This window comes from Micromonospora sp. DT41, assembly GCF_049841715.1.
GTDB lineage: Bacteria > Actinomycetota > Actinomycetes > Mycobacteriales > Micromonosporaceae > Micromonospora > Micromonospora profundi.
On the sequence record NZ_JBNCKU010000028.1, the window covers coordinates 19,885 to 42,441 of the forward strand.

At 71.4% G+C, this 22,557-nt stretch carries 15 protein-coding genes; 8 read left to right on the forward strand and 7 right to left on the reverse strand.

The window, feature by feature from the left end; genetic code table 11:
• Nucleotides 1-109 precede the first annotated feature (109 nt).
• Entirely contained in the window at nucleotides 110-1,534 is a 1,425-nt protein-coding gene (gene glnA, locus ACLQ23_RS30430; protein ID WP_355597790.1) for a type I glutamate--ammonia ligase, read from the reverse strand.
• Nucleotides 1,535-1,798: 264 nt separating this feature from the next.
• Between glnA and ACLQ23_RS30435 the strand changes: the two genes are divergently transcribed.
• Nucleotides 1,799-2,197, forward strand: coding sequence for an RDD family protein (locus ACLQ23_RS30435; RefSeq protein ID WP_355597788.1), 399 nt, complete (start codon nucleotides 1,799-1,801; stop codon nucleotides 2,195-2,197).
• A 104-nt stretch (nucleotides 2,198-2,301) separates the two neighbouring features.
• Here the strand turns inward: ACLQ23_RS30435 and ACLQ23_RS30440 are convergent, their stop codons facing one another.
• Together ACLQ23_RS30440 and ACLQ23_RS30445 are read right to left on the reverse strand one after the other, a co-directional pair.
• Entirely contained in the window at nucleotides 2,302-2,991 is a 690-nt protein-coding gene (locus ACLQ23_RS30440; RefSeq protein ID WP_355597786.1) for a DUF4191 domain-containing protein, read from the reverse strand.
• A gap of 215 nt (nucleotides 2,992-3,206) precedes the next feature.
• Nucleotides 3,207-6,110, reverse strand: coding sequence for an AfsR/SARP family transcriptional regulator (locus ACLQ23_RS30445; RefSeq protein ID WP_355597784.1), 2,904 nt, complete (start codon nucleotides 6,108-6,110; stop codon nucleotides 3,207-3,209).
• A gap of 464 nt (nucleotides 6,111-6,574) precedes the next feature.
• Between ACLQ23_RS30445 and ACLQ23_RS30450 the strand changes: the two genes are divergently transcribed.
• From ACLQ23_RS30450 to ACLQ23_RS30460, 3 genes are all read left to right on the forward strand, one after another.
• Entirely contained in the window at nucleotides 6,575-7,204 is a 630-nt protein-coding gene (locus ACLQ23_RS30450) for a response regulator transcription factor (RefSeq protein WP_355597782.1), read from the forward strand.
• Nucleotides 7,205-7,280: 76 nt separating this feature from the next.
• Entirely contained in the window at nucleotides 7,281-8,375 is a 1,095-nt protein-coding gene (locus ACLQ23_RS30455) for a branched-chain amino acid aminotransferase (protein WP_355597780.1), read from the forward strand.
• Nucleotides 8,376-8,404: 29 nt separating this feature from the next.
• A complete protein-coding gene (locus ACLQ23_RS30460) occupies nucleotides 8,405-9,562 on the forward strand; it encodes an aminotransferase (RefSeq protein ID WP_355597778.1) in 1,158 nt (385 codons plus the stop codon).
• 9 nt (nucleotides 9,563-9,571) lie between these two features.
• Here the strand turns inward: ACLQ23_RS30460 and vioC are convergent, their stop codons facing one another.
• Entirely contained in the window at nucleotides 9,572-10,600 is a 1,029-nt protein-coding gene (vioC, locus tag ACLQ23_RS30465) for an arginine beta-hydroxylase, Fe(II)/alpha-ketoglutarate-dependent (protein WP_355597776.1), read from the reverse strand.
• 227 nt (nucleotides 10,601-10,827) lie between these two features.
• Between vioC and ACLQ23_RS30470 the strand changes: the two genes are divergently transcribed.
• Nucleotides 10,828-11,931, forward strand: a complete 1,104-nt coding sequence (locus ACLQ23_RS30470; protein ID WP_355597774.1) for an aminotransferase class I/II-fold pyridoxal phosphate-dependent enzyme — start codon at nucleotides 10,828-10,830, stop codon at nucleotides 11,929-11,931.
• A gap of 34 nt (nucleotides 11,932-11,965) precedes the next feature.
• Here the strand turns inward: ACLQ23_RS30470 and vioD are convergent, their stop codons facing one another.
• The 3 genes from vioD to ACLQ23_RS30485 form a co-directional block, all read right to left on the reverse strand.
• Nucleotides 11,966-13,096: a capreomycidine synthase gene (vioD, locus tag ACLQ23_RS30475; protein ID WP_355597772.1), complete on the reverse strand. Its 1,131-nt coding sequence runs from the start codon at nucleotides 13,094-13,096 to the stop codon at nucleotides 11,966-11,968.
• Nucleotides 13,097-13,271: 175 nt separating this feature from the next.
• Nucleotides 13,272-14,087: a hypothetical protein gene (locus tag ACLQ23_RS30480; RefSeq protein WP_355631278.1), complete on the reverse strand. Its 816-nt coding sequence runs from the start codon at nucleotides 14,085-14,087 to the stop codon at nucleotides 13,272-13,274.
• A gap of 101 nt (nucleotides 14,088-14,188) precedes the next feature.
• Complete coding sequence (locus ACLQ23_RS30485) at nucleotides 14,189-14,533, reverse strand: Rieske (2Fe-2S) protein (protein ID WP_355597768.1); 345 nt, start codon at nucleotides 14,531-14,533, stop codon at nucleotides 14,189-14,191.
• 236 nt (nucleotides 14,534-14,769) lie between these two features.
• Between ACLQ23_RS30485 and ACLQ23_RS30490 the strand changes: the two genes are divergently transcribed.
• Genes ACLQ23_RS30490 through ACLQ23_RS30500 form a run of 3 tightly spaced genes read left to right on the forward strand, consistent with a single transcriptional unit; the run spans nucleotide 14,770 to nucleotide 22,484 of the window.
• On the forward strand, nucleotides 14,770-17,862 hold the full coding sequence (locus ACLQ23_RS30490) for an amino acid adenylation domain-containing protein (protein ID WP_355597766.1): 3,093 nt from the start codon (nucleotides 14,770-14,772) through the stop codon (nucleotides 17,860-17,862).
• The gene (locus tag ACLQ23_RS30495; RefSeq protein WP_355597764.1) at nucleotides 17,859-19,130 is read left to right on the forward strand and encodes a cytochrome P450; all 1,272 of its coding nucleotides are present in this window, start codon (nucleotides 17,859-17,861) and stop codon (nucleotides 19,128-19,130) included. Before ACLQ23_RS30490 ends, ACLQ23_RS30495 begins: the two co-directional genes overlap by 4 nt.
• 36 nt (nucleotides 19,131-19,166) lie before the next feature.
• On the forward strand, nucleotides 19,167-22,484 hold the full coding sequence (locus ACLQ23_RS30500; RefSeq protein ID WP_355597762.1) for a condensation domain-containing protein: 3,318 nt from the start codon (nucleotides 19,167-19,169) through the stop codon (nucleotides 22,482-22,484).
• The last annotated feature ends 73 nt before the right edge of the window (nucleotides 22,485-22,557 follow it).

A 22,557-nucleotide genomic window follows, 5' to 3' on the forward strand; every position in this document is an offset into this window, starting at 1 on the left:
GTTTTTTTTTTTTCTGCTTTTTTGGGGGGGGGGGGGGGGGGGGGTCCCACCGGGGGGGGGCGGCCCCCGGTGGGGGCGCCCCCCCCCCGGCCGGTGCTGTAGCGACTACTCAGCAGTCGTAGTACATGGCGAACTCGTGCGGGGTCGGGCGCAGACGCACCGGGTCGACCTCGTTGGCGCGCTTCCACTCGACCCAGGTGGAGATCAGGTCGGGGGTGAAGACGCCACCGTCGAGCAGGTAGTCGTGGTCGGCCTCCAGCGAGTCGAGCACTGCCGACAGCGAGCCCGGCACCTGCTTGACGTCGCCCCACTCCTCCGGCGGGAGGTCGTAGAGGTCCTTGTCGATCGGCGTCGGCGGCTCGATCTTGCTCTTGATGCCGTCCAGGCCGGCCATCATCATCGCCGAGAAGGCGAGGTAGACGTTGGCCGACGGGTCCGGCACGCGGAACTCGACGCGCTTGGCCTTCGGGTTGCTGCCGGTCACCGGGATACGGGTGCAGGCGGAGCGGTTGCGCTGCGAGTAGACCAGGTTGACCGGCGCCTCGAAGCCCGGCACCAGGCGACGGTACGAGTTGACCGTCGGGTTGGTGAAGGCCAGCAGCGACGGCGCGTGGTGCAGCAGACCGCCGATGTACCAGCGGGCGGTGTCGGACAGGCCCGCGTAGCCGGTCTCGTCGTAGAAGAGCGGCTCACCGTTGAGCCAGAGGCTCTGGTGGGTGTGCATGCCGGAGCCGTTGTCGCCGAACAGCGGCTTGGGCATGAAGGTGGCGGTCTTGCCGTTGGCCCAGGCCTCGTTCTTCACGATGTACTTGAAGAGCTGGAGCTGGTCGGCGGCGTGCAGCAGCGTCGAGAACTTGTAGTTGATCTCGGACTGGCCGGCGGTGCCCACCTCGTGGTGCGAACGCTCCACGGTGAAGCCGGTGTCGACAAGCCGGCGCACGATCGAGTCGCGCAGGTCGGCGTAGTGGTCGACCGGCGGCACCGGGAAGTAGCCGCCCTTGTACGCGGTCTTGTAGCCGCGGTTGCCGCCCGGCTCCTCGCGGCCGGTGTTCCACGCGCCCTCGACGGAGTCGATGTAGTAGAACGACTGGTGCGCCGAGGTCTCGTGGCGGATCGAGTCGAAGATGTAGAACTCCGCCTCGGCGCCGAAGTAGGCGGTGTCGGCGATGCCGCTCGCGGCCAGGTACGCCTCGGCCTTCTTCGCGACGTTGCGGGGGTCGCGGGTGTAGGCCTCGCGGGTGAACGGGTCGTGAATGAAGAAGTTGAGAGCGAGGGTCTTCTGCGCCCGGAATGGGTCGATGAATGCGGATGCGACGTCCGGGAGCAGGAGCATGTCCGACTCGTGGATCGCCTGGAATCCGCGGATCGACGAACCGTCGAACGCGAGGCCATCGGTGAAGAGGTCGTCGTTGACAGACTCGACCGGCAGGTTGAAGTGCTGCATCACGCCGGGCAGGTCACAGAAACGAACGTCGACGAACTTCACGTCCTCGTTCTTGAGGTATCGCAGCAGTTCCTCGGGATTGGCGAACACACATCCTCCTGGCACGTCCAACGGGGTGGCTAGGCTTTCGGCGACGCTATGGCCAGGGGGTTGCCCGGCCATGTCTCCTGTGTTTCTGCCGTGTTACGTCACTCCCGGAGCGTCAGCAACGCTCCTGTTCACGTACTCAGACCGCGTGATCCACCATACCGTCTCGTGGCAGTGTAGTGACATCTGATGCCAATAGCCCGATTCGGCACGCGGTGCTGGCGGTACTCGTGGTCCCGGTTTCTGGCACGGATACCCTTGATCACTGTGACCAATCCGCACGCCCCGGCAGCGCCGGCCACCGACCCCACCTTCACCCCGCCGACCCTGGGACGACGGTTCGGAGCGCTGATCATCGACTGGGTGCTCTGCCTGCTGGTGGCAAACATCTTCGCCGACCCGGTGCGCGACGGCTGGGCGCCGGTGCTGGTGCTGATCCTGGAGTACGGCATCTTCCTCGGCCTGTTCGCCCAGACGCCCGGCATGTACATCACGAAGATCCGCTGCGTGAACTGGCTCGACGGGGGTCGGATCGGGCTACTCCGGGCGTTGGGCCGCGGAGTGCTGCTGGCCCTTGTCGTACCCGCACTGATCATGGATGGCCACCGTCGCGGCCTGCACGACCGGCTCACCGGCTCGGTGATCGTCGACGCGCCCCGGGCCTGACCCCGCCGGGCGCGGCCTGACCGCCGCCATGGCGGGGGCCCACAACGCGCGAGAGCCGGGCCCGTGGTGGGCCCGGCTCCTCACACGGTGTACGTCGAAAGGTGTCAGCGCCCCCGCGACTGGCGGAACGCGCCGCCCTGCGGCCGCATGTTCTTCGGGATCGCGCCCTTGGGCATCTGCGGCCGGGCGGTGAGCGCCTTGAGCCGCTTGTCCAGCGCGTTGACGTCCTTGCCGCTGAGCGCGCGGGGCAGCCGCAGCAGCGTCGTGCGCAGCTTGCGGATCGGCAGCTCGCCCTCCTCCTGCCCGATCACGTAGTCGTGCAGGGGAGCGGAGCCGATCACCTTGGCAAGCCGCCGCTTCTCCTGCCCGAGCAGGCCGCGTACCCGCTGCGGGTTGCCCTCGGCCAGCAGGATCACGCCGGCCCGGCCGATCACCAGGTGCACCATGTCCATCTGGGTCGTGGAGCTGACGGCCGGGGTCACCCGCCAGTCGCCGCGCATGTTCTCCATGATCTGCGCCGCCGCGCCGGGCTGCCCCTCGGCGGCGTTCATCATCGCCTTGTTGGACCGCAGGTTCAGCACGATCAGCACCGCGAGCAGGGTGAACAGGATGCCCACCGGCAGCCAGATCCAGCTCCAGAGGATGACCGCGGCCACGGTGACGGCGAGGGGGATGAGCACCGCGGCACCGACCAGAGGCGCGAACCACCGGTCCTGCTTGGCGGTGAACTTGAACACCATCCCGATCTGCTTCAGCCGCTGGCCGAACGAGACCTTCTCCTGGGGCTTTGCCATGCCGCAGAGTCTAGTGGGCGCCGCCGACCCTGTTGATCCGCGTCCGGGTGCTCGCCGGCTGAGCACCTCACGTCCCCTCGGACGCCCGGGCGGGCCGGGTGGGTGGCCGGGCTAGGGGAGAGGGCGGTCCCGGTACACCGGGCTGTCAGGTGTCCCCGGAAAGGGGTACACCCGGCCGGTCGGGTTGCCAGGTGTGACGTCTCGCGGGTCCGACGTCACTTGCCGTCCAGCCGGTCCAGCCGGCTCCGGGTGTCGTCGGCGGCGGGGTCGCCGAGGCTGTCGTAGATCTCGGTGGCGCGGCGCCACGCCTCCCCGGCCGCGGCCAGGTCGCCCATCGTCGCCCGGACGTCACCGAGCCGGACCAGCGTTTCGGCCTCGTGGTACCGGTCGGCGGAGTCCCGGAACAGCCGGATCGACCGTTCGTAGAGGTCAGCGGCACGCTCGTGCGCGCCGAGCCGCTCGTGGACGAAGCCGAGGCTGTCCAGGGTGGCCGCCTGGCCGTTGCGGTCGTCGATCTTCTCCTGAAGGGCCAGCGCCTCGGTGCAACTGGCGATGGCGAGTTCGTATTCGCCGGTAGTGGCGTAGATGTACCCGATCGCGTTCAAGGTGCGCCCCTCACCGGCGGCGCTGTTGGCCAGCCGGTGCAGCCGCAACGCCTGGCGGCCGTAGACGAGCGCGTCCTGCGGCTTGCCGACCTCGTACGCCAGTTCCGTGCGACTGTGCAGCGTCTGAGCCTGGCCGGTCAGGTCGCCGATCCGCTCGTACAACTTGAGCGCGTACTCCAGCCGACGCGCGGCCACGTCGTGCCGGTTGAGCCGCAGCGCGGCGCGTGCCAACATCCGGTTGGCCATTGCCTGCCCGCCCAGGTCGCCGGCCGTCTCCGCCGCGGCCGCCGCGATCTGCTGCACCGTGAGCTGGTCCTGCCACAGACCATGCGGTGCCAGGAACGCGGTCAGCGCCCAGGCGAGCTGCCAGGCGTAGGCGCCGAAACCGGTGTCGGCGGCCTGCCGGACGACGCGCACAAGCACCCGGCGTTCGGCAGCGAACCAGTCCAGTGCCGCCTGCCGGTCGGCGAGCGGGGTGGCGAGGCTGTCCGGCAGCCGGGGCACCGGCGGGATCGGCGCCCACTGCGGCTGCAGCAGACGCGCCGCCGGATAGGCCTGGTGCAGGTAGTGGTCGTAGAGGCGCTGGTAGGCGGCACGGCGATGGTCGTCGCGCGTACCGGACGCGGCCAGTTCCGCGGCGTAGGTGCGGAGCAGGTCATGCAGGACGTACCGACCTGGCTGGTGCTCGGTCAACAGGTGCAGCCGGGTCAGCTCCCGCAGTGGTGCCATGACGGCGGCCGGCGTCTGCCCGCTCAGGGCGGCCGCGACACCAGCTGTGAGATCCGGCCCGGGATGCAGGCCGAGCAGGCGGAACAGCTCCGCCGCCCGTTCGCTGAGCGCCCGGTACGACCAGGAGAAGACGCGCCGGACGTCACCGTCGTCGAGCGCGTCCAGTAGCGCCTCGTGTCGGCGCAGCTCGGCGGCGAAGGCGGTCAGCGGGAGCGTGGGGTTCGCCGCCATGCGAGCCGCCACGATCGACATGGCGAGGGGCAGGCGCCCGGCGGCGTCGATGATGCGGGCCACCGCGGCCGGCTCTCCGGCGATCCGTCCGGCCCCCAGCCAGTTGCCAAGGAGAGTCCGCGACTCCTGCTCGGTCAGGACGTTCAGTGTCAGCGGCTTCGCCCCCTCCACCCGGATCAAGCCGTTGAGCTGGTCACGACTGGTGATCACGACCGCGCAGAAGCCGGTGCCCGGCAGCAGTGGGCGTACCTGGTCGGAGTCGCGGGCGTTGTCGAGCACGATCAGCATCCGGCGGGTGGCAAGCAGGCTCCGGTACAGCCCGATGCGGGCGTCCGTGGTGGTCGGTATCCGGGCGTCCGGTACGCCGAGGGTCTCCAGGAAACTGCGCAGCGCCTCCGCGGCGGACACGGCGTCGACGTCGTCGTAGCCGCGCAGGTTCAGGTACAGCTGGCCGTCGGGGAAGCGATCGGCCACCCGGTGTGCCCAGCGCAGCGCCAGTGCCGTCTTGCCGACGCCGGCCATGCCGCTCACCGCGGAGATCACCACGGTGGTCGGTCCGGTCGTACCGTCGTCCAGCCAGTGATCGAGTCGGGACAGTTCCGGCTCGCGCCCGATGAAACGGGGCAGGGCCAGTGGCAGTTGGGCGGGCCGGCGGTCGTCCCGTTGCCGGGCCGCCGGATCGCCGGTGACCGGGCCTCCAGCGGCCGGATTGCCGGCGGCCGGACCTGCAGCGGCCGGATTGCCGGCGGCCGGATTGCCGGCGGCCGGACCTCCGATCGTCGGGCCGGGACCTCCGGAGGCGAGCCGGTGGTGCAGGATGCCGTCGCGCAGCCGGACCAGTTCCGGTCCCGGATCCAGCCCGGTCTGCTCGGCCAGCGCGCCCCGGGCCTGCTGGAAGGCGTCCAACGCGCCGGACACGTCGCCCGTGTAGTAGAGCGCGGTCATCAGGTGCGCCCATGCCCTCTGCCGCAGCGGATGCTGGTCGACAAGTGCGCGGAGCCGCTCGATGACCCCGGCCGCCGCTCCGGCAGCCAGCCGCGCCGCGGCGTGGTCCTCCTCGGCGAGCAATCGCCGCTCCACCAGCCGTCGGATCCTGCGGGCCAGCAGCGGGGTGTGCGGCAGGTCCGACAGCGGCGCGCCGCGCCACATGTCGAGCGCGTCGGCGAGGTGCATTGCCGCCTGTTCCGGTTCGCTGGCGGCCAGCGACGCCCGGCCGCGCGCCACCGCCGCGTCGAACCGGTCGAGGTCGCGCTCACCCGGCGACAGTCGGATCAGGTAGCCGCCGGCGGTCGCGGTGATCCGTTCCCGTCCGCTGGGACCGAGCGCCCGCCGCAGTCCGTGCACGTACGTTCGAAGGTTCGCCGTGGCCGACGCGGGCGGCTCGTCCGACCACAGGACGGCGAGCAGTTCGTCGGTGCCGACCACCTCGTTCGGCCGCAGCAGCAGCCCGGCCAGCAACAGCCGCTGCTTGACCGACGGGAGTGGCACCTCGACGCCGTCACGCGACACCCGCAGGGGGCCGAGGAGATCCAAATTGACGATGATCGAGAGCATAGCCCGTCCCGGAAACCGGGGAAAGTCGAGCGATGTGCGCCCGATGTATCCAGCATGTGCGCGCCCCGTTGTAGCGTCTGCCGGCCGGCGCTCAAGCATCGCACACAGCGCCGAAATACGACACATCCTATTCGAACGGTCCCAGGGGGGTCGTCCGTCATGGGGATATCCATATAGGACAAATCAGCGCCGGGCGGTGAAGGGAGGGCCGGTCAGGCGGCGTACGGCAGGACGCGTCCCCCAAAGCAGGGACCTGTGCCGGACACGCCCATTGCTAGCGTCGATAGGGCCTCATAGATCACTTGTTGCAGGCGAACGATGCCGTTTCCGGCGGCAGTCGCTCGACCGAATACACGATTCTGCCCTACGGCGATAAATGAGGAGACCGAACCCAGCCCGGATGGCAAAACCGTATAAACGGTAACCATGTGATTGCGGGGACATGCGTGATTCGCACCGATCTAGTGGTCAGCTCACCCATTTTCCTTGTCGGCCTCGTCCAGACCCTGACCAACGCCGGGATCAAGATCGTCGCGGTGCGCACGTCGCCGGACGAGGATCCGAACTGGCTTGCCGACGCCGTACTCATCGACGTCGACGCGTTGTCGCCGCCGAACGAATTGGATCAGATCGCCACCGCCGCGAAGAGTACGGCGGTCCTGGTCCTGGCCAATTACGAGGACGACGATGCGAGCTACCTTGAGGCGGGCGCATCCGGAGTGATCTGCAAACGCGAGTCGATCGAACGACTCGTCGACGCCATCCGGGCCGTCACATCCGGATACTGCGTGTCGTCCGGCGCTACCGACGCGCCGTCCGCCGCGCGGCGGGTCGACCCGCCCGCCCACCACCTGTCGGAGCGCGAGGAGCAGGTCCTGCGGCAGATCTCCTGCGGATTGACCCACAGCCAGATCGCCACCCGGCTCGGGATCAGTCCGCACACCGTGGACACCTACGTCAAACGCATTCGCGCGAAAATCGGCGCCGGCAACAAGGCCGAACTCACGCGGGCCGCCCTGCTCGGCGGCATGATCCGCGACGCGCCCCCGCCTCCCGAAGGGCGTCCGTCCACGTCCGTGGAGCCCGCCGCCTGAACCCTGTCCCGCGTTCACGGGACAGGGTCACGCGGATAGCGCGGTCCATACGTTCCGGGCGACCTGAGGAGACGCCGTGGTCCAGTTCGAGATCTGCCCGAACGGCGAGTGCCTGTCCGACGACAAGCGCGCGGCCGCCCTGGCCCAGCCCAGCTTCGGCCGGCAGTTCACCGACCACATGGTCACGGTGCGCTGGACCGAGGAACGTGGCTGGCACGACGGGCGGCTGGAGCCGTACGGCCCGTTCACGCTCCCGCCTGCCACCTCGGTGTTCCACTACGGGCAGGCGGTCTTCGAGGGCATGAAGGCGTACCGGCACGACAGCGGCTCGATCGCCCTGTTCCGGCCGATGGCGAACGCCGAGCGGTTCAACCGCTCCGCGCGCCGGCTGGCGATGCCCGAGCTGCCGGTGGACACCTTCGTGCGGGCAGTCGAGCTGCTCGTCACTCAGGACCGCGACTGGGTACCGCCGGGCGACGGCAACAGCCTCTACCTGCGGCCCTTCATGATCGCGACGCAGCCCGGGTTGGGCTTCACCCATCCGTCGAGCAGCTACCTCTTCTGCGTGATCGCGTCCCCGGCGGCGCCGTACTTCGGCCCGTCCGGCCCTCGGGCGCTGACCGTGTGGCTGTGCGACGACTACGTGCGCGCTGCCCCGGGCGGCACCGGCGACGCCAAGGCGGCGGGCAACTACGCCGGCGCGTTCCTCGCCACCCGGCAGGCCACCGCGCAGGGATGCGACCAGGTGGTGTGGCTCGACGCCGCCGAGCACCTGTGGGTCGAGGAGATGGGCGGGATGAACCTGTTCTTCGTGTACGGGGGATCCCGCCCGCGGATCGTGACACCGAAGCTGACCGGTGCCCTGCTGCCCGGAATCACCCGCGACTCGCTGCTGACCCTGGCCGGAGAGCTGGGCATGGTTGCCGAGGAGGACCGGATGAGTACGTCGCGGTGGCAGTCCGACTGCGCGTCCGGCGCGCTCACCGAGACCTTCGCCTGCGGCACCGCGGCAGTGATCTCGCCGGTGGGGACTGTCCGGTCCGCCACCGGTGACTGGCGGATCGGCGACGGCCAGCCCGGTCCGGTGACGCACCGGCTCCGGAGCGCGTTGCTGGACATCCAGTACGGCCGCGGGCCCGATCCGCACCACTGGGTGCACAAGGTCTGCTGACACCGACGTCGTGAACAGGAGCGCCGGTCGTGCGATTCAACAGCCGGACACGGAACACGAACGACTCGCCGATCAGCGCGGCCTACGACCTCCTGGATCTGCGGGAGAACGACGGGCACCTGCTTGACGTCGCGCAGGCAGCGCCGCAGTACGGGCCAGCGCGGGTCGTCGTCGAGCACATCGTGCGAACGGCACGCGCCACCGACGGTGGCGCGTACACCGAGGTGCCTGGCCTGCCCCGGCTGCGTCGTGCTTTCGCGGCCGAGCTGGGCCGCGACTACGGCGGGACCGTAGGGGCCGACAACGTGGTCGTCACGGCCGGCTGCAACCAGGCGTTCAGCCTGGTCGCCGCCGCCCTGGCCGGGCCCGGTGACGAGATCGTGCTGCCGCTGCCGTACTACTTCAACCACGACATGTGGCTGCGGCTGAACGGCGTCACGCCTGTCTACCTGGAGCCCGGGCCGGACCTCGTGCCACGCGCCGCCGACGCCGAACGACTCGTCACGCCCCGTACCCGCGCGATAGTGCTTGTGACGCCGGGCAACCCGAGCGGGGTCACCGTCGACCCGGACGGCATCGCGGCGTTCGCCGCGGTGGCCGAGCGGCACGGCATCGCGCTGATCCTCGACGAGACGTACCGGTCGTTCCGCGACACCGACGAGCCGGCGCACCGGCTGTTCGCCGGCCCGCACTGGGAACGCACAGTCGTCAGCCTGCACTCGTTCTCCAAGGACCTGGCCATTCCCGGCTACCGCGTCGGCGCCGTGGTCGCCTCCCCGGAACTCAACCGCGAGGTGTGCAAGCTGCTGGACTGCGTCGCGGTCTGCGCGCCGCGCATCGGGCAGGAAGCCGCCTGGGCGGGCCTGACGTACGCCCGAGGGTGGCGTTCCGTGCGGGCCCGGGAACTCGCCGATCGGCGGGCCTGGTTCACCGACACGATGGCCGCCCGGCCCGGCGGCTTCGAGCTGCTTTCCTGCGGTGGCTTCTTCGCCTGGCTGCGGCATCCGTTCCCGGGCCGCTCCACAAACGACGTGGTGCGCCAGCTGGTGGTCAAGCACGACACGCTCGTCATGCCGGGCACCGCGTTCCTTCCGGACGACCGCCGTACCGTCCGGGTGAGCGTGGGCAACCTCGACCGGGACGCGATAGCGGTCCTCGCCGGCAGGTTCGCCGACGCGGGCCGCTGACCCGCCGCGTCAGTAGATGATCCGGTCGTCCGCCGCCGGCCGCCACGCCCGGGAACCGCGCAGGTTACGGGTGATGTTGAGGCGCTTCAGCCAGCGGTCGGAGCCGTCGTAGCGCGCCTGGAACGACTTGCGTCCGTGCACCGCCCGGAAGTTGTCGATGAACAGGCAGTCGCCGGGGCGCAGGCGGACGTCCTGCATGTGCGCCTCGATCTGGTCGCACAACGCCTGGAACGCGCCGAGCGACCGGTCGGACCAGCCGGCGGTCTTCATGTGGTACGGGTCGAGCGCCATGTACGGGTCGGTGCGGTCGCCGAAGAGCACCGGCCGCTTGACCGGGTTGTCGTTCCACGACTGGATCAGCGCGAAGCTGCGCCGGCGCAGCCGGTCGACGACCGGGTCGCCGGTGGAGTCGGAAGCGTTCTCCGGCCGGTGCGAGTTGTCCGGCATCTGGGTGAACTCCGACTCGAACAGGGCTTCCACGTCCAGCGCCGACCAGTCGAGGTCACCGGCGTCGCACGCGACGGTCTCCACCAGGTCCGGGTTCTTGAGGCACATCAGCGCCACGTAGTCGCCCCGGCAGGGATGGAACGCGTCCTCGGTGTGCCAGGACAGGTGCTGAAGGCTGTTGGAGCCGATCTCGTAGTGCTCGTGCCCCTCGATCGGGAGCACGTCGTGCATGATGCGGCCGTCCTGCTGGGTCGCCCAGCCGAACACGTCGCCAAGCACGGAGCCGCACAGCAGGAAGAAGATCTCCTGCGGCAGGGCAGGGGAGTCGTACTGGCTGTTGCGCCAGTGCGGCGGAGTCGGTCCGAGCTTCTCCAGCTCGATCTCAAGGCCCGAGATCAGGCAGAGAGCGGACGGCTCGCCGAGGCGGTACTCCTCAAGGAACTCCAGCACGTGCGTCGGCAGATGCCGCGCGAGAACCGGCGCGCGCCGGATCAAATCCGGCTCCTCGATGGTCTTGTACGCCCTCGCGAGCTCGCTGAGCATCGGTGTCAATGCCGCGTTGTCCGCCGGAGTGAGCGTCAGGTGATGCACGCGTGGCCTCCCGCTGGCCGAGGTGGTCCGCCGTCGGCGACCTGCGGTTGCAGCCTATGGTCGCGGGCTGCGGCCCTGCGGTCCCCGGTAGAGGGGACAGGTGCGTCGACCTCGGCGACCCTAGGTTCGTCCTAGAAATCATCTGCTGGGTCCACGCCGTAGCCCGTCAGCCGGCGTGCCGACACCCTCGGGACTGACATATGACCGAGCTTGCCAATCTGACCACGATGGAAGTCGACGCACTGTCCGACGTCGATGGTGGCCTCAACCTGACCGACGGGCACGCCCGGCTGGATCTCTCCACCGAGCAGGCCGCGATCGTGGCTCGGCTCCCCGAGATGTTCACGACGGCGACCCGTCGGTCCTTCCCGGCGATCGAGACGGCGGCCCACCGCGCGTTTCTGGATGCGATCGGGCAGCACACCGCGCCGGTGGGTACCGGCCGGATTCTGAGCTGCTACTCCTCCACTCTTGCCACCGACATCGTGGCCCGCGCGTTGCCGGCCGGCGCCACGATCGCCGTGCTGCACCCGACGTTCGACAACATCGCCGACCTGTTCACCACCCGTGGCCTCAAGCTGGTGCCGCTGAGCGAGGAGGCGATGCTGGACCAGTCCTGGCCCGGCGCGCCGGTACAGGCGATCGTCCTCACCCATCCCAACAACCCCACCGGGCTGGTCACGCCGGAAGGTCACCTGCGCTCGCTCGCCGAGCACGCCGTCAAGCACGGGCAGACAGTCATCATCGACGCCAGCTTCCGGGGCCAGGTCCGGGACGCGCAGTACGACACGTACGCGGTCCTCGACGCGGCCGGCGCGGACTGGATCACGATCGAGGACACCGGCAAACTGTGGCCGATGCACGAGCTGAAGATCGGGCTGCTGGCCTACAGCGAGCGGACCGATCTGCCACTGGAGCGGGCCTTCTCCGAGTCGCTGCTCGCCGCTTCGCCGGTCGTGCTGCAGCTGGTCGAGGCGCTCGCCGCCGACTGGGTCAACGGTGGCTACGAGCGTGCGCGCGATCTCGTGGAGCGCAACCGCGCTGCGGTACGGGAGGCGATCGAGCCGGCCGGCCTGCGCCTTGCCGATCCGACCTCGCAGATCAGCGTGGCCCGCATCGGTCTGCCGCAGAACGGGCCGGACTCGTCGCTGCTGTACAAGGACATGCGCGAGCGGGGTGTGCACGTGCTGCCGTGCGCGCCGTTCCACTGGGCCGACCCCGAGGGCGGCCTGCGCCTGATCCGGCTGTCCCTGGCCCGGCCGTTCGAGACCGTCCAGACGGCGGCTCAGACGCTCGTCCGCGCCTACAGCGAACTGTCCGCCGCCAACTGAGGAGCCGCCACGCGCCTGGGGACGGGAAACCGCCTCAGGCGCGCGGCGGCCGAACGTCTTCCCGCAGCACCCGGTCGAGCAGCGCGAGACCCGCGGTGAGCTCGGCGGTGCTACCGCCGAAGCCGAGCCGGACGTGGTTGCGGTAGGCCTCGCCGAAGCACACGCCCGGTACGAGCAGCACCCGGTGCTGCTCGGCCAGCCGGCGGCAGGAGGCGACGACGTCCGGTTGGCCGAGCAACTCGACGAACGCGGCCACCCCGCCGGCGGGCGGGCTGAGCCGCACCAGTTCCGGCCGGTCCGCCGCCCAGTCGATGAGCAACTGCCGGTTGGCGCTGGCGTGCTCCCGCTGCATGGCCACGATCCGGTCCGCGTGCCGGACCGCCTGCTCGGCGAAGAACTCAAGGACCGGCGAGACGTACAACGCGATGTAGTCGCGCAGCACCGCCATCCGGGCCAGCAGCTCCGGGGGCGCGACACACCAGCCGACGCGCAGCCCGGCCAGGCCGTAGCTCTTGGAGAACGTGCCCCACACGATCGACCGCTCGTACTCGATGGGGATCGGCAGCGGGTCGGCAGTGTAGGTGAGTTCGCCGAACGCGTGGTCCCACACCAGCCAGGCCCCCGCCTCGGCGGCGATCGCCACCAGTTCCTTCTGCTGCTCGGCAGTGATGGACACACCTGTGGGGTTGTGCGGGAAGTTCACGACGATCATCCGCGGCCCGCGCGCCGCCAGCTCGCGCAGCACCGACAGGTCGGCGGCGAACCCGGCGTCCGGGTCCAGCTGCCACCGGGTCACCCGGCAACCCCGGGACGCCGCGATGTCGTACAGCTGTTGGTAAGCGGGGTCGAGCACGATGATCTCGTCACCCGGTTCCAGCGCCAGATGCATGACCAGGTAGATCGCCTCGCTGGAGCCGTGGGTGACCATCATCCGGTCGACGTCGCCGCCGGTCCACCGGTCGGCAAGCGCGGCACGCAGCCGACTGCCGCCGTAGCTCTCACTGTCGTGGAACACCATGCCGTCGAGCTCGGACAGCTCGAACCCGCACAGGGCGCGGAACTCGTGCATGGACAGGTCGCGTACCCCGCTGCTGCCGATGTCGTGGTCAACCTTGTGGTAGTAGTCGCGCATCCAGGCTTCGAGGTGGGCAACGGCGATTTCCATGTCGAAGTCCGTCCCAATCGGTGACGCTGGCGCGGTGCGACCAGGCGACCGGTTCCGTCGCCCGCCCACGGTATGCAGGCTGCCATCGGGGCGCATGTCGCGGGAAGCCGGGACGACGGTCCCGGCCTCCCGCCTGCGGTGTCAGGGTTGCGGTGACGCCCGTGGCGCCCGCCCGTCAGCCGCCCGGCGGGCGGGCGAGTCGGATGCAGCAACCGGCGCAGATCTTCGCCTCCGGCAGAGTGAAGGCCAGGCAGCAGGTGTGACGCTGGACCGTCGCGCCGCCGTCCGGCCCGGGAAGCAGATCCACGAGATCCCGTACGCGGAGCGCGGTGAGCAGCGTGTCGACGTGGTCGACAGCATCGCCGGGCAGCGTGTGGGCGGCCCTCAGCACGGCGTGCGCCACGCCCGAGGCGAGCGACCCGCGCAACGAACGGGAGCTGACGCGGGCCACCATCCGGATGTGCGTCAGCATCGGGCCGAGGTGCGCGTCCACAAGGGCTCCGCGTAGCGCGGCGAGCAGACCGGCCTCGTCCGTGGCCACCTCGACCCCGCCCCCGCGCGCCGTAGGATCCCACGGCAGCACCGCCACACGTACCGACGGCCGGAGGGCGACGGTGAGCACCGAGTCGGGCGAGTCCAGGCGTACCACCACATCGGTCGCACGGACCAGCGGAACCCGCCGGGCCGACGCCCAGCCGAGCACTGCGGGCAACGCCACCGCGTAGGTGTACGCCTTCCACGCCAGTGTCGCGGCGGCGTGCGGTGTGGCCTGGCGGCGACGGGCCACGGCGTCGAGCAGTTCCGGCAGCCGGGTGCCGTCGGCGATGCTGCCGGCGCAGATCCAGCCCGGTCCGTCGCCGACCACCAGCTCAGGCGCAAGGCCTTTGAGCTTCTTGTCGCGGAAGGCAGCGGCCAGCGTTGCTCGCAACGGCCCCAGCGGGTCGGCGTCGGGGAGCCGAACCGGCGACTCCACCCCGTCGATGCGGTGCACGTCGCATCCCGCCCTCCGGTCGTCGCGGCAGCAGCCGTTCGCAGCACGACGCTAGGACCGGGGCCGGTGGCCGGGCAGTCACGGAAAGCGGCGACGGCCTCTCACAGCGCCAGCCACAGGCACCCGTCGGCCTCCCGTACATCGACGATCTGCGCATCCGGCGAGCGCCGGAAGTTGACACAGCGGCCGTCGGCGCCGAAGCGGTAACCGTGCAGCGGGCACTCGACGGCGTCGCGCACCAGTCGCGCGTCCACCATGAGGTACGCGCGGTGCGGGCAGTGGGCGTCCGTCGCTACCGCAGTGCCCCGCCGGGTGCGCCAGAGCAGGACGGTCCGCGCCGGGACTGTGGAGCGCCACACCAGCACGCTGCGGCCGACGTCGATGCTGCGAGGGCCGCGTACCCACACCTGGGCGCCGTCGGGCTGCGCCTCGCCGGCAGGGGACATGGCAGAAGTTCCCCCTCGCGCATCGTCGGCCGCCGGTGGCCCGGCAGCGGATCGCCGCCGAGGCTACCGGCGCGGGGCTGCCTGCGGACCGTCGCCCGAAGCGGGGACGGACGCCGCGCGCCGGAGGCCCGACCAGAACCCGATGTCCGGTGAACGCGGGACAGCAGACCATGTTGACCGTCGTGGCCCCGCTCCGTTGACTTGGGATCCGACCGCCCCGCATCGGAGGAGCGTCCGTGATCGGCATCCACGATTCCGCTGAAAGCCTCGTCGCCGTACCGGATTCCGCTCGTCCCGGCACCGGCGCCGGGACCACCGTGCCGGACCTGATCCGGGCCGTGGCGCACAGGCAGCCGGACGCGGTGGCTGTGGAGTCCGCAGGCAACCGTCTCACCTACGGCCAGTTGTTCGCGGAGGCCTCCGGGGTGGCCGAGGCGCTGCGCCACGCGGGCGTCGGGCCGGGCGAGCCCGTCGCGGTGGCGGTGCCCCGCGGAGTCGACCTGGTGCCGGCGCTGCTCGGTGTCCAACTCGCCGGCGCGGCGTACGTGCCGCTCGATCCCGAGCACCCGGCCGACCGGCTGAACCACGTCATCGCGGACTGCGGGGCGCGGATCCTGCTGACGGCCGACGCCGCCGGCGCCCCCGGCCTGCGTGTGCCGACCCGGATCCAGCTGACCGACGTCGCGGTGTGCCGCGACCCGGTGCACCCCGCGCCGCTGCACCCGGACTCCACCGCCTACGTCATCTACACCTCCGGCTCGACGGGCCGACCCAAGGGCGTCGTGGTGACACACGGCGCCTTCGCCAACTTCATCGAGTCGATGCGCGAGCGCCCCGGTCTGCCCGACGCGGTGGTGCTTCCCGCCGTGAGCACCGTCTCCTTCGACATCGCCGGCCTGGAGCTGTTCCTGCCGCTGACCACCGGCGGCCGGGTGGTCGTCGCCCGGCACGGCGAGACGAGCGACCCGCGCCGGCTGGCGGCGCTGCTCTCCGACACGGGCGCACGGGTCATGCAGGCGACACCGATCACCTGGCGGCTCCTGCTGGAGGCCGGCTGGTCGCCGCCGCCAGGCTTCACGGTGCTGTGTGGCGGGGAGCGGCTGCCGGCCGAACTCGCCGAGCGGTTGCTCGGCGAGGGAGTCGTGCTCTGGGACCTGTACGGGCCGACGGAGACGACGGTGTGGTCGGCAGTCACCCGCCACGAACGGGGCACGCCGGCCCGTTTCCACCCGGTCCGGCGGACCTCGCTCCGGGTGCTCGACGCGGGGCTGCGGCCGGTGCCGCCGGGCGAGGAGGGCGAGCTCTACATCGGTGGCGCCGGCGTCGCCACCGGCTACCTGGGCCGCCCGGCCCTGACCGCCACGCGGTTCGTGGCCGACCCGGACGACGCCGGAGCCCGGCTCTACCGCACCGGTGACATCGCCCGACAGCACCCGGACGGGCGGATCGAGATTCTCGGCCGCAGCGACGACCAGATCAAGATCCGTGGGTTCCGGATCGAGCCCGGCGAGGTCGAGCACCTGCTGACTGGTCACCCCGGTGTGGCCGAGGCCGCGGTGCGGGCGTTCGGCGGGAGCGACGAGAACGCCCGGCTGGTGGCCTACGTCCGGCCTGTCGATCCGGCGGACCCGCCCGACGCCCGGCAACTGCGGCGGCACCTCGCCCGCTGCGCGCCTGCCTACCTGGTGCCGGCCCAGTTCGTCGTCCTGGACGAGCTACCCCGTACGCCGAACGGCAAGCTGAACCGCTCCGCCCTGCCCCGGCCCGCCGAACCGGCCGGGACCAGCGGCCGTACGTCCCCGGACGCGCCGACCGGCGGCACCACCGAGCAGCGGATCGCCGCGATCGTGGCCGAGGTGCTCGAACGGCCCGAGGTCGACCCGCACGAGGACTTCTTCGCCCTCGGGGGCGACTCGCTGCGCGCCGTCCAGATCGTGCTCCGGCTCAACGAGGAACTGCAGACCGAGGTGCCGATCAACGCACTGTTCGAGGCCCGCACCGTCTACGGAATCGCCGCGCTGCTGGACGGCGACCGCACTGCCGGAGCGCCGGCCGGGGCACCGCGCGACGCGGGCGACGCCCGGCTCTCCGCCGCGCAGTGGCGGCTCTGGCTGCATCAGCTGGCGGCACCGGACAGCACCGTCGACAACACACCGGTGGTCGTCCGGCTGCCCGGCCCGGTCGACACCACAGCCCTGGAGCAGGCCGTGACCGGCCTGCTGGAACGCCACGCGATCCTGCGTACCCGCTACGAACCGGACCCGTCCGGCCTGCCGGTCCCGGTCGTGCAGCCGGCGGCGCCGCAGCGTCTCACCATTGAGGACGGCGATCCCACGGCGATCCTGGCCGAGGAACTGGACCGCCCCTTCGACCTCGGTGCCGCACCTCCGGTCCGGGTCCGCCTGGTGCGCCGACCGGCCGACGAGTACGCGTACCTGCTGATCGTGGTCCACCGCATCGCCGCCGACGACCGGTCCCGGGAACTGATCGCCGACCAGGTACGGGCCGCGTACCGGGGTCGCACGGTGCCCGCCCCGCTGCTCGGCTACGCCGACGTCGCGCGGTCGCAGCGCGAACACTCGGCCGGCCCGGCGGCGCGACGGCACCTGGACTTCTGGCGGTCCACGCTGTCCGGGGCCGCCACGGCCGAGCTGCCAGCCGACCGGCCCCGGCCGGAGGTGCGGGACTGGCGCGGCGGCCGGGTGGGGTTCGACGTGCCGGCGGCCGTCGTGCGGGCACTCGACGACGTCGCGGCGGACCGGGACGCGGCCCGGGGCACAGCCCTGCTGGCAGGGCTGTGCGCCCTCCTGGCCCGCCACACCGGCGGGACGGACGTGACTGTGGGCGTACCCGTGGCCGGCCGCGACCGCCCCGGACTGGAGCACGTCGTGGGCATGCTTGAGGAAACGGCAGTGATCCGCGTCGACCTCGCCGGCGGCATCGGCTTCCGGGACCTGCTCGGCCGCGTGCGCGCGGCCACTGTCGCCGCCGCGGAGCACGCCGTGCTGCCGTTCGAGGACATCGTCGGCGCGGTGCCCACGACGGCGCAGACCGAAGCGTCGCCCGGCCGCAATCCCCTGTTCGACGTCTACTTCGCCGCCCACGGCATCCCCGCCCACCCGGCGGGCTTCCCACTTCCGCATCCGCCCGCATCCCGGTACGACCTGTCCTGCGACCTCACCGCGCGGGCCGACGGCGGCGTCGACGGTGGGCTGGTGTACGCCACCCAGTTGTTCGACGAGGCCACCGTCGACCGCCTCGCCGGCGACTACGTCGCACTGCTGGCGGAGGTCGCCGCGAACCCCGACGCTCCGGTGGTGTCCCGATGAGCAGTACGTCGCCCGGCCCGGTCCTCGACCGCACGGACCCGATCCCGGACATCGACCTCGCCGACCCGGATCCGGCCCGTACGCCGGACCTGGAGCGGATCCTCGCGACCCTGCGGCCCGTCCACTCCGTCTTCTGGCACGGCCCGAAGAGCCGACCGGGCTTCTGGGCGGTGATCCGCTACGCGGAGACCATGCGGGTCTACCGGGACCCGATCACCTTCTCGGCCACGAACGGCATGACGCTCGACAGCCTGCGGCCCGGCCCGGACCCGGCCAGCGGCATGATGGTCGAGGTCACCGACCCGCCGGAGCACCGTCGCCTGCGCCGCAGCATCGGCGCCCTCTTCGCCGACGGCGTGGTCACCGACCTGGAGCCGGAGGTCGACAGGTACGCCCGGAGGCTGCTCGTGGCCGTGCGCGACCGTGGCGGGACGGTCGATGTCGTCGAGGCCGTCGCCTCCCGCATCCCGACCCACGCCGCGGGCCTGCTGCTCGGGCTGCCACCTGCCGACCTCGACTGGATCACCAGCCGGACGTCGCGGGTGTTCCTGTCCCGGGCAGCGGCAGATGCCGGCGGGGACCTCCGCCAGGAGGCGGAACAGGCGAACGGCGAACTGCTCGGCTACTTCTCCCGGCTGCTGCGCACGAGCCGGCACCGGTCCGACGCCGACGGTCTCGTCCAGCGGCTTGCGGCGGGCACCGCGGACCGGGACGCCCTGACCACCGGCGAGGTGGTCCTCAACGCGCTCAACCTGGCGATCGGCGGCACCACGACGACCCGCGCGGCGCTTACCAACCTGCTGGACGCGCTGTCTCGGATGCCTGACGTGTTCGCGTCGCTGCGGGCCGATCCGTCCGCCGTGCCGACGGCGGTCGAGGAGGCCGTGCGGTGGGGCAACCCGGTGCGGCACCTGGCCCGGGTCGCCACCTGCGACGTCGAGCTGGCGGGCCAGGCCATCGCGGCCGGCGATCCGGTCGTCGTGTGGCCCCGCTCCGCCAACCGCGACGAGGCCGTCTTCGCGCAGCCGGACACGTTCGACGCCGGTCGGCATCCGAACCCGCACATCGGCTTCGCGGCCGGCCCGCACAGCTGTCCCGGCACCGCACTGGGCCGGGCCCAGCTGCGCGCGGTGCTGCGGCACACGGTGGATCTGTTCACCGGCTGCGAACCGGCCGAAGGCGCTCGCCTGATGCAGTCGAACTTCCTGCACGGCTACGAGCGGCTGCCGATGCGGTTCACCGCCTCCGACGACCACCTGTTTACGTGACAACCGTCCCGGGCCGGGCGACCGTAGGTTTCCGGCATGGCGCGTCCCATTGCGGAGACATCCCCGGCTGAGCCCGTTCACTTCCAGGAGCCGTTCGGCGTGGACGGCGAGCGGTCGTTGCCGCCCCGTACCCCGTACGAGGACGCGCTCCTCGGCATCCTGCACGAGGTCCTCGGTTGTACCGACGTCGACGTGCAGGACCCCTTGCTCACGCTTGGCAACGTCGCCCAGGTGCCCCGGGTGGTCGCGCAGATCCGGCGTACGTTCGGCGTCGACATCCCGGTGGCTGACTACATCGAGTCGCGTACGGTAGCCGGCCTGGCGTCCGTCGTGGCCGCGAAGTCCTTCGCCGCCCGCGCGGCGACCCGGCCGCAGCCGCTGCTGCCCCGGCCCTCCGGTGCCCGTCCGGTGCTGTCCTTCGACCAGCAGCGGCTGTGGATGGAGAACCAGCTGCTGCCCGGCGTCATCTACAACGTGCACGGTCGGCGGCGCATTCTCGGGGAGCTTGACGTCGCGGTCCTCGAACGCAGCATCAGCGCGATCATCGCCCGGCACGAGACGCTGCGTACCCGGTTCCCGGCCACCGACGGCGAGCCGGTGCAGGTGGTGGACGACCCGGACGACGACTGGCACATCCGGATCAGCGACCTCACCGGCCTGCGGGAACAGGGCGGTGACGCGTCCGTCGAGGAGGCGGCCTGGCGCCTGCTCGACGAGGAACTCACCACGCCGTTCGACCTGACCACCGGCCCGCTCATCCGCTGCCTGCTCGTCAAGCTCGGGGAGCGGGAGCACGCGCTCGGCGTCACGATGCACCACATCGTGTCCGACGCCTGGTCGATCGGCATGTTCATCCGCGAACTGACCACCCTGTACCGGTCCGGCGGCGACCCGCAGCGGGCCGGCCTGTCCGCGCTGCCCGTGCAGTACCGCGACTACGCGGTGTGGCAGCGCGGCTGGCTCTCCGGCGATGCCCTGGAACACCAGGTCGGCCACTGGCGGCAGCATCTGCAGGGCGCACCACGGGTCCTCGCGCTGCCGACGGTGCAGCGGCGGACGAACGCGTTGCGGGCCGAGGCGGGCCAGGTCGTGGACGCGCTGTCGCCGGCGGAGACGGCGGCGCTGCACGAGCTGTGCCGCACCCACGGCGTCACCTCGTTCATGGTGCTCTACGCGGTCCTGGCGACCATCTTCAGCCGGTGGGCCGGGCAGACCGACGTCGTCATCGGCGTGCCCGTCGCGGGCCGGACCAACAGCGTCACCGACCGGCTCATCGGCTTCTTCGTCAACATGCTGCCGCTGCGCGTCGACCTGTCCGGCGACCCGGACTTCGCCAACCTGCTCCAGCGCGTGCGGCGGACCGCCCTGGACGGCTACGCCCACGCCGAGGCCCCCATGGACGAGTTGGTCCGCGACCTCGACATCGTCCGCGACCCGCGCCGCACACCGCTGTTCGAGGTGGTCCTGAACGTGGTGGCGAGCCCGGAGGCCGAGCAGGTCACCGACCTGGCCATCGAGCCGATGGACACACCGTCGCTGTTCAGCCGCTACGACCTGACGTTCACCGCGCAGGAGTCCGGCGGGGTGCTGCGGTTCAAGCTCGACTTCCCGGCCGACCGCTGCGACCCGGAGACCGGCCGGGTGCTGCTCCGACAGTTGCGCACGCTGCTGGGCCGGGCCGTCCAGGACCCCACGGTACGGCTGCTCGACGAGCCCGCCGAGCCTGCGGTCGCCGTCGAACCGGCGTACACCCTGGGGCCTGTCGACCTCCGGCGACCGGACGGCGCCGACCTGGCCGCCGTGGTGGACGGCGAAGGGGAGTGGAGCTACGCGTGGATGTCGGTGGCCGCGCAGCGGGTCGCCGAGGTGCTTGCCGAGCGCGGAGTCCGGGCCGGCGACCGCGTCGGCGTGGTGCGCCGGCCGAACGCCGCATTCGTCGCCGCGCTGCTCGGTGCGGCCGGCGCCGGGGCGGTGGGCACTGTGATCGAGACCGACGACCCGGCGCTCACCGGGCCGCTCGAACTCACGACAGTGCTGGACGGCAGCCCGGCGGGTGCGCCGGCCGCCGGCACCGTGGATCTGCGGACGGTCCTGCCGGCTGCCACCGGCCCGCTCCCCGTGCCGGACGGCGGCCCCGCCGCGCAGACCCCGGACGACTGGGCGGCCCAGCGGTTCGAGTTCGGTCCCGGCGACCGGTTCGTTGTGCTGTCCAGCCGGCCCGGCCAGCTGATGTCGGCGATGCGCACCGCCTTCGCCGCCGGCGCCACACTGTTGGTCCCGGATCGTGCGTTCGGCGCGGACGCCGGGGCGCTGACCACCTGGCTGCGCGAGAACGCCGTCACCGTGGCGTACGTCGACGCGCCGATCCTGCGGGCGATGACGGCGCAGAACCCGGTGCCCGAGCTGCCGGCGCTGCGGTACGTGCTGATGGACAACGCCGGTGACCTGCTGCCGCACGACGTCGAGGCGGTGCGGGAGATGGCACCGGGCTGCCGTTGCGTGGCGGTGTACCGGGTGACGGCCGACGGACGCCCGCTCTGCTGCTACGAGGCACCGCAGGACATGGAGGTGCGCAACGCGCCGCTGCGTGTCCCGCTGGGCACCCCGCTGCCCGGCATGCCTGTCACGCTGCGGCGGGCCTCCGGGCAACTCGCCGCGACAGGCGAACTGGCCGAGATCTGGTACGGCGACGAGCGCACCGGCGACCACGGTCGCCGACGTGCCGACGGGTCGGTGGAGTACGCCGTCGTGTCGTCCGGCGGCGTGTACGTCGACGCCGCCGAAACCCTCTCCGGCCTGCGCGACGTCCCCGGAGTCCACGATGCTGTCGTCCTGACGCAGACCGACGCCGACGGGGCGACCACGCTGCTGGGCTATGTGGCCGGGCCCGACCCGGAGCGGGGCGCCGCCGCGATCCAGAGTCATCTCAAGGCGCGTCTGCCCGACTACCTGGTGCCGCGGCACCTGTTCGTGCTGGACGCCCTGCCGCGTACCCCGTGGGGTGAGTACGACCTGCGTGCACTGCCCCGGCCCAGCGGCGACGCCGGACTCGGCGACGACTACGCGGCGCCGCGTACGCCGATGGAGCGGCAGCTCGCCGAGTTGCTTGCGGAACTGCTGGGCATCGAACGGGTCGGCATCTACGACAGCTTCTTCGAGCTGGGCGGCTTCTCGATGCTCGCGACCCGGCTGATCACCCGGGTACGCGACGTCTTCGGGGTCCAGCTCGCGGTGCGTGACGTGTTCGAGTCGCCGACCGTCGACGAACTGGCGCGGCTCGTCGTCCGCACGCAGGGGGAGCAGTCCGGCCTGGACGAGTTCGAGGCGCTGCTGGACGAGGTCGAGCGGGCCTGATCCGCTGTCCCGTCACGCGGTCACGCCGGCCCAGAGAGGGCCCTAGGGCGCCGGCAACGCAACCGCGTCCACG

What these genes read in the sequence shown, in the direction of transcription:
- ACLQ23_RS30440 (WP_355597786.1), bottom strand. Translation starts at nt 2,991, where the DNA reads ATGGCAAAGCCCCAGGAGAAGGTCTCGTTCGGCCAGCGGCTGAAGCAG.
- ACLQ23_RS30445 (WP_355597784.1), bottom strand. Translation starts at nt 6,110, where the DNA reads ATGCTCTCGATCATCGTCAATTTGGATCTCCTCGGCCCCCTGCGGGTG.
- ACLQ23_RS30470 (WP_355597774.1), top strand. Translation starts at nt 10,828, where the DNA reads ATGGAAGTCGACGCACTGTCCGACGTCGATGGTGGCCTCAACCTGACC.
- vioD (WP_355597772.1), bottom strand. Translation starts at nt 13,096, where the DNA reads ATGGAAATCGCCGTTGCCCACCTCGAAGCCTGGATGCGCGACTACTAC.
- ACLQ23_RS30485 (WP_355597768.1), bottom strand. Translation starts at nt 14,533, where the DNA reads ATGTCCCCTGCCGGCGAGGCGCAGCCCGACGGCGCCCAGGTGTGGGTA.
- ACLQ23_RS30495 (WP_355597764.1), top strand. Translation starts at nt 17,859, where the DNA reads ATGAGCAGTACGTCGCCCGGCCCGGTCCTCGACCGCACGGACCCGATC.
- ACLQ23_RS30500 (WP_355597762.1), top strand. Translation starts at nt 19,167, where the DNA reads ATGGCGCGTCCCATTGCGGAGACATCCCCGGCTGAGCCCGTTCACTTC.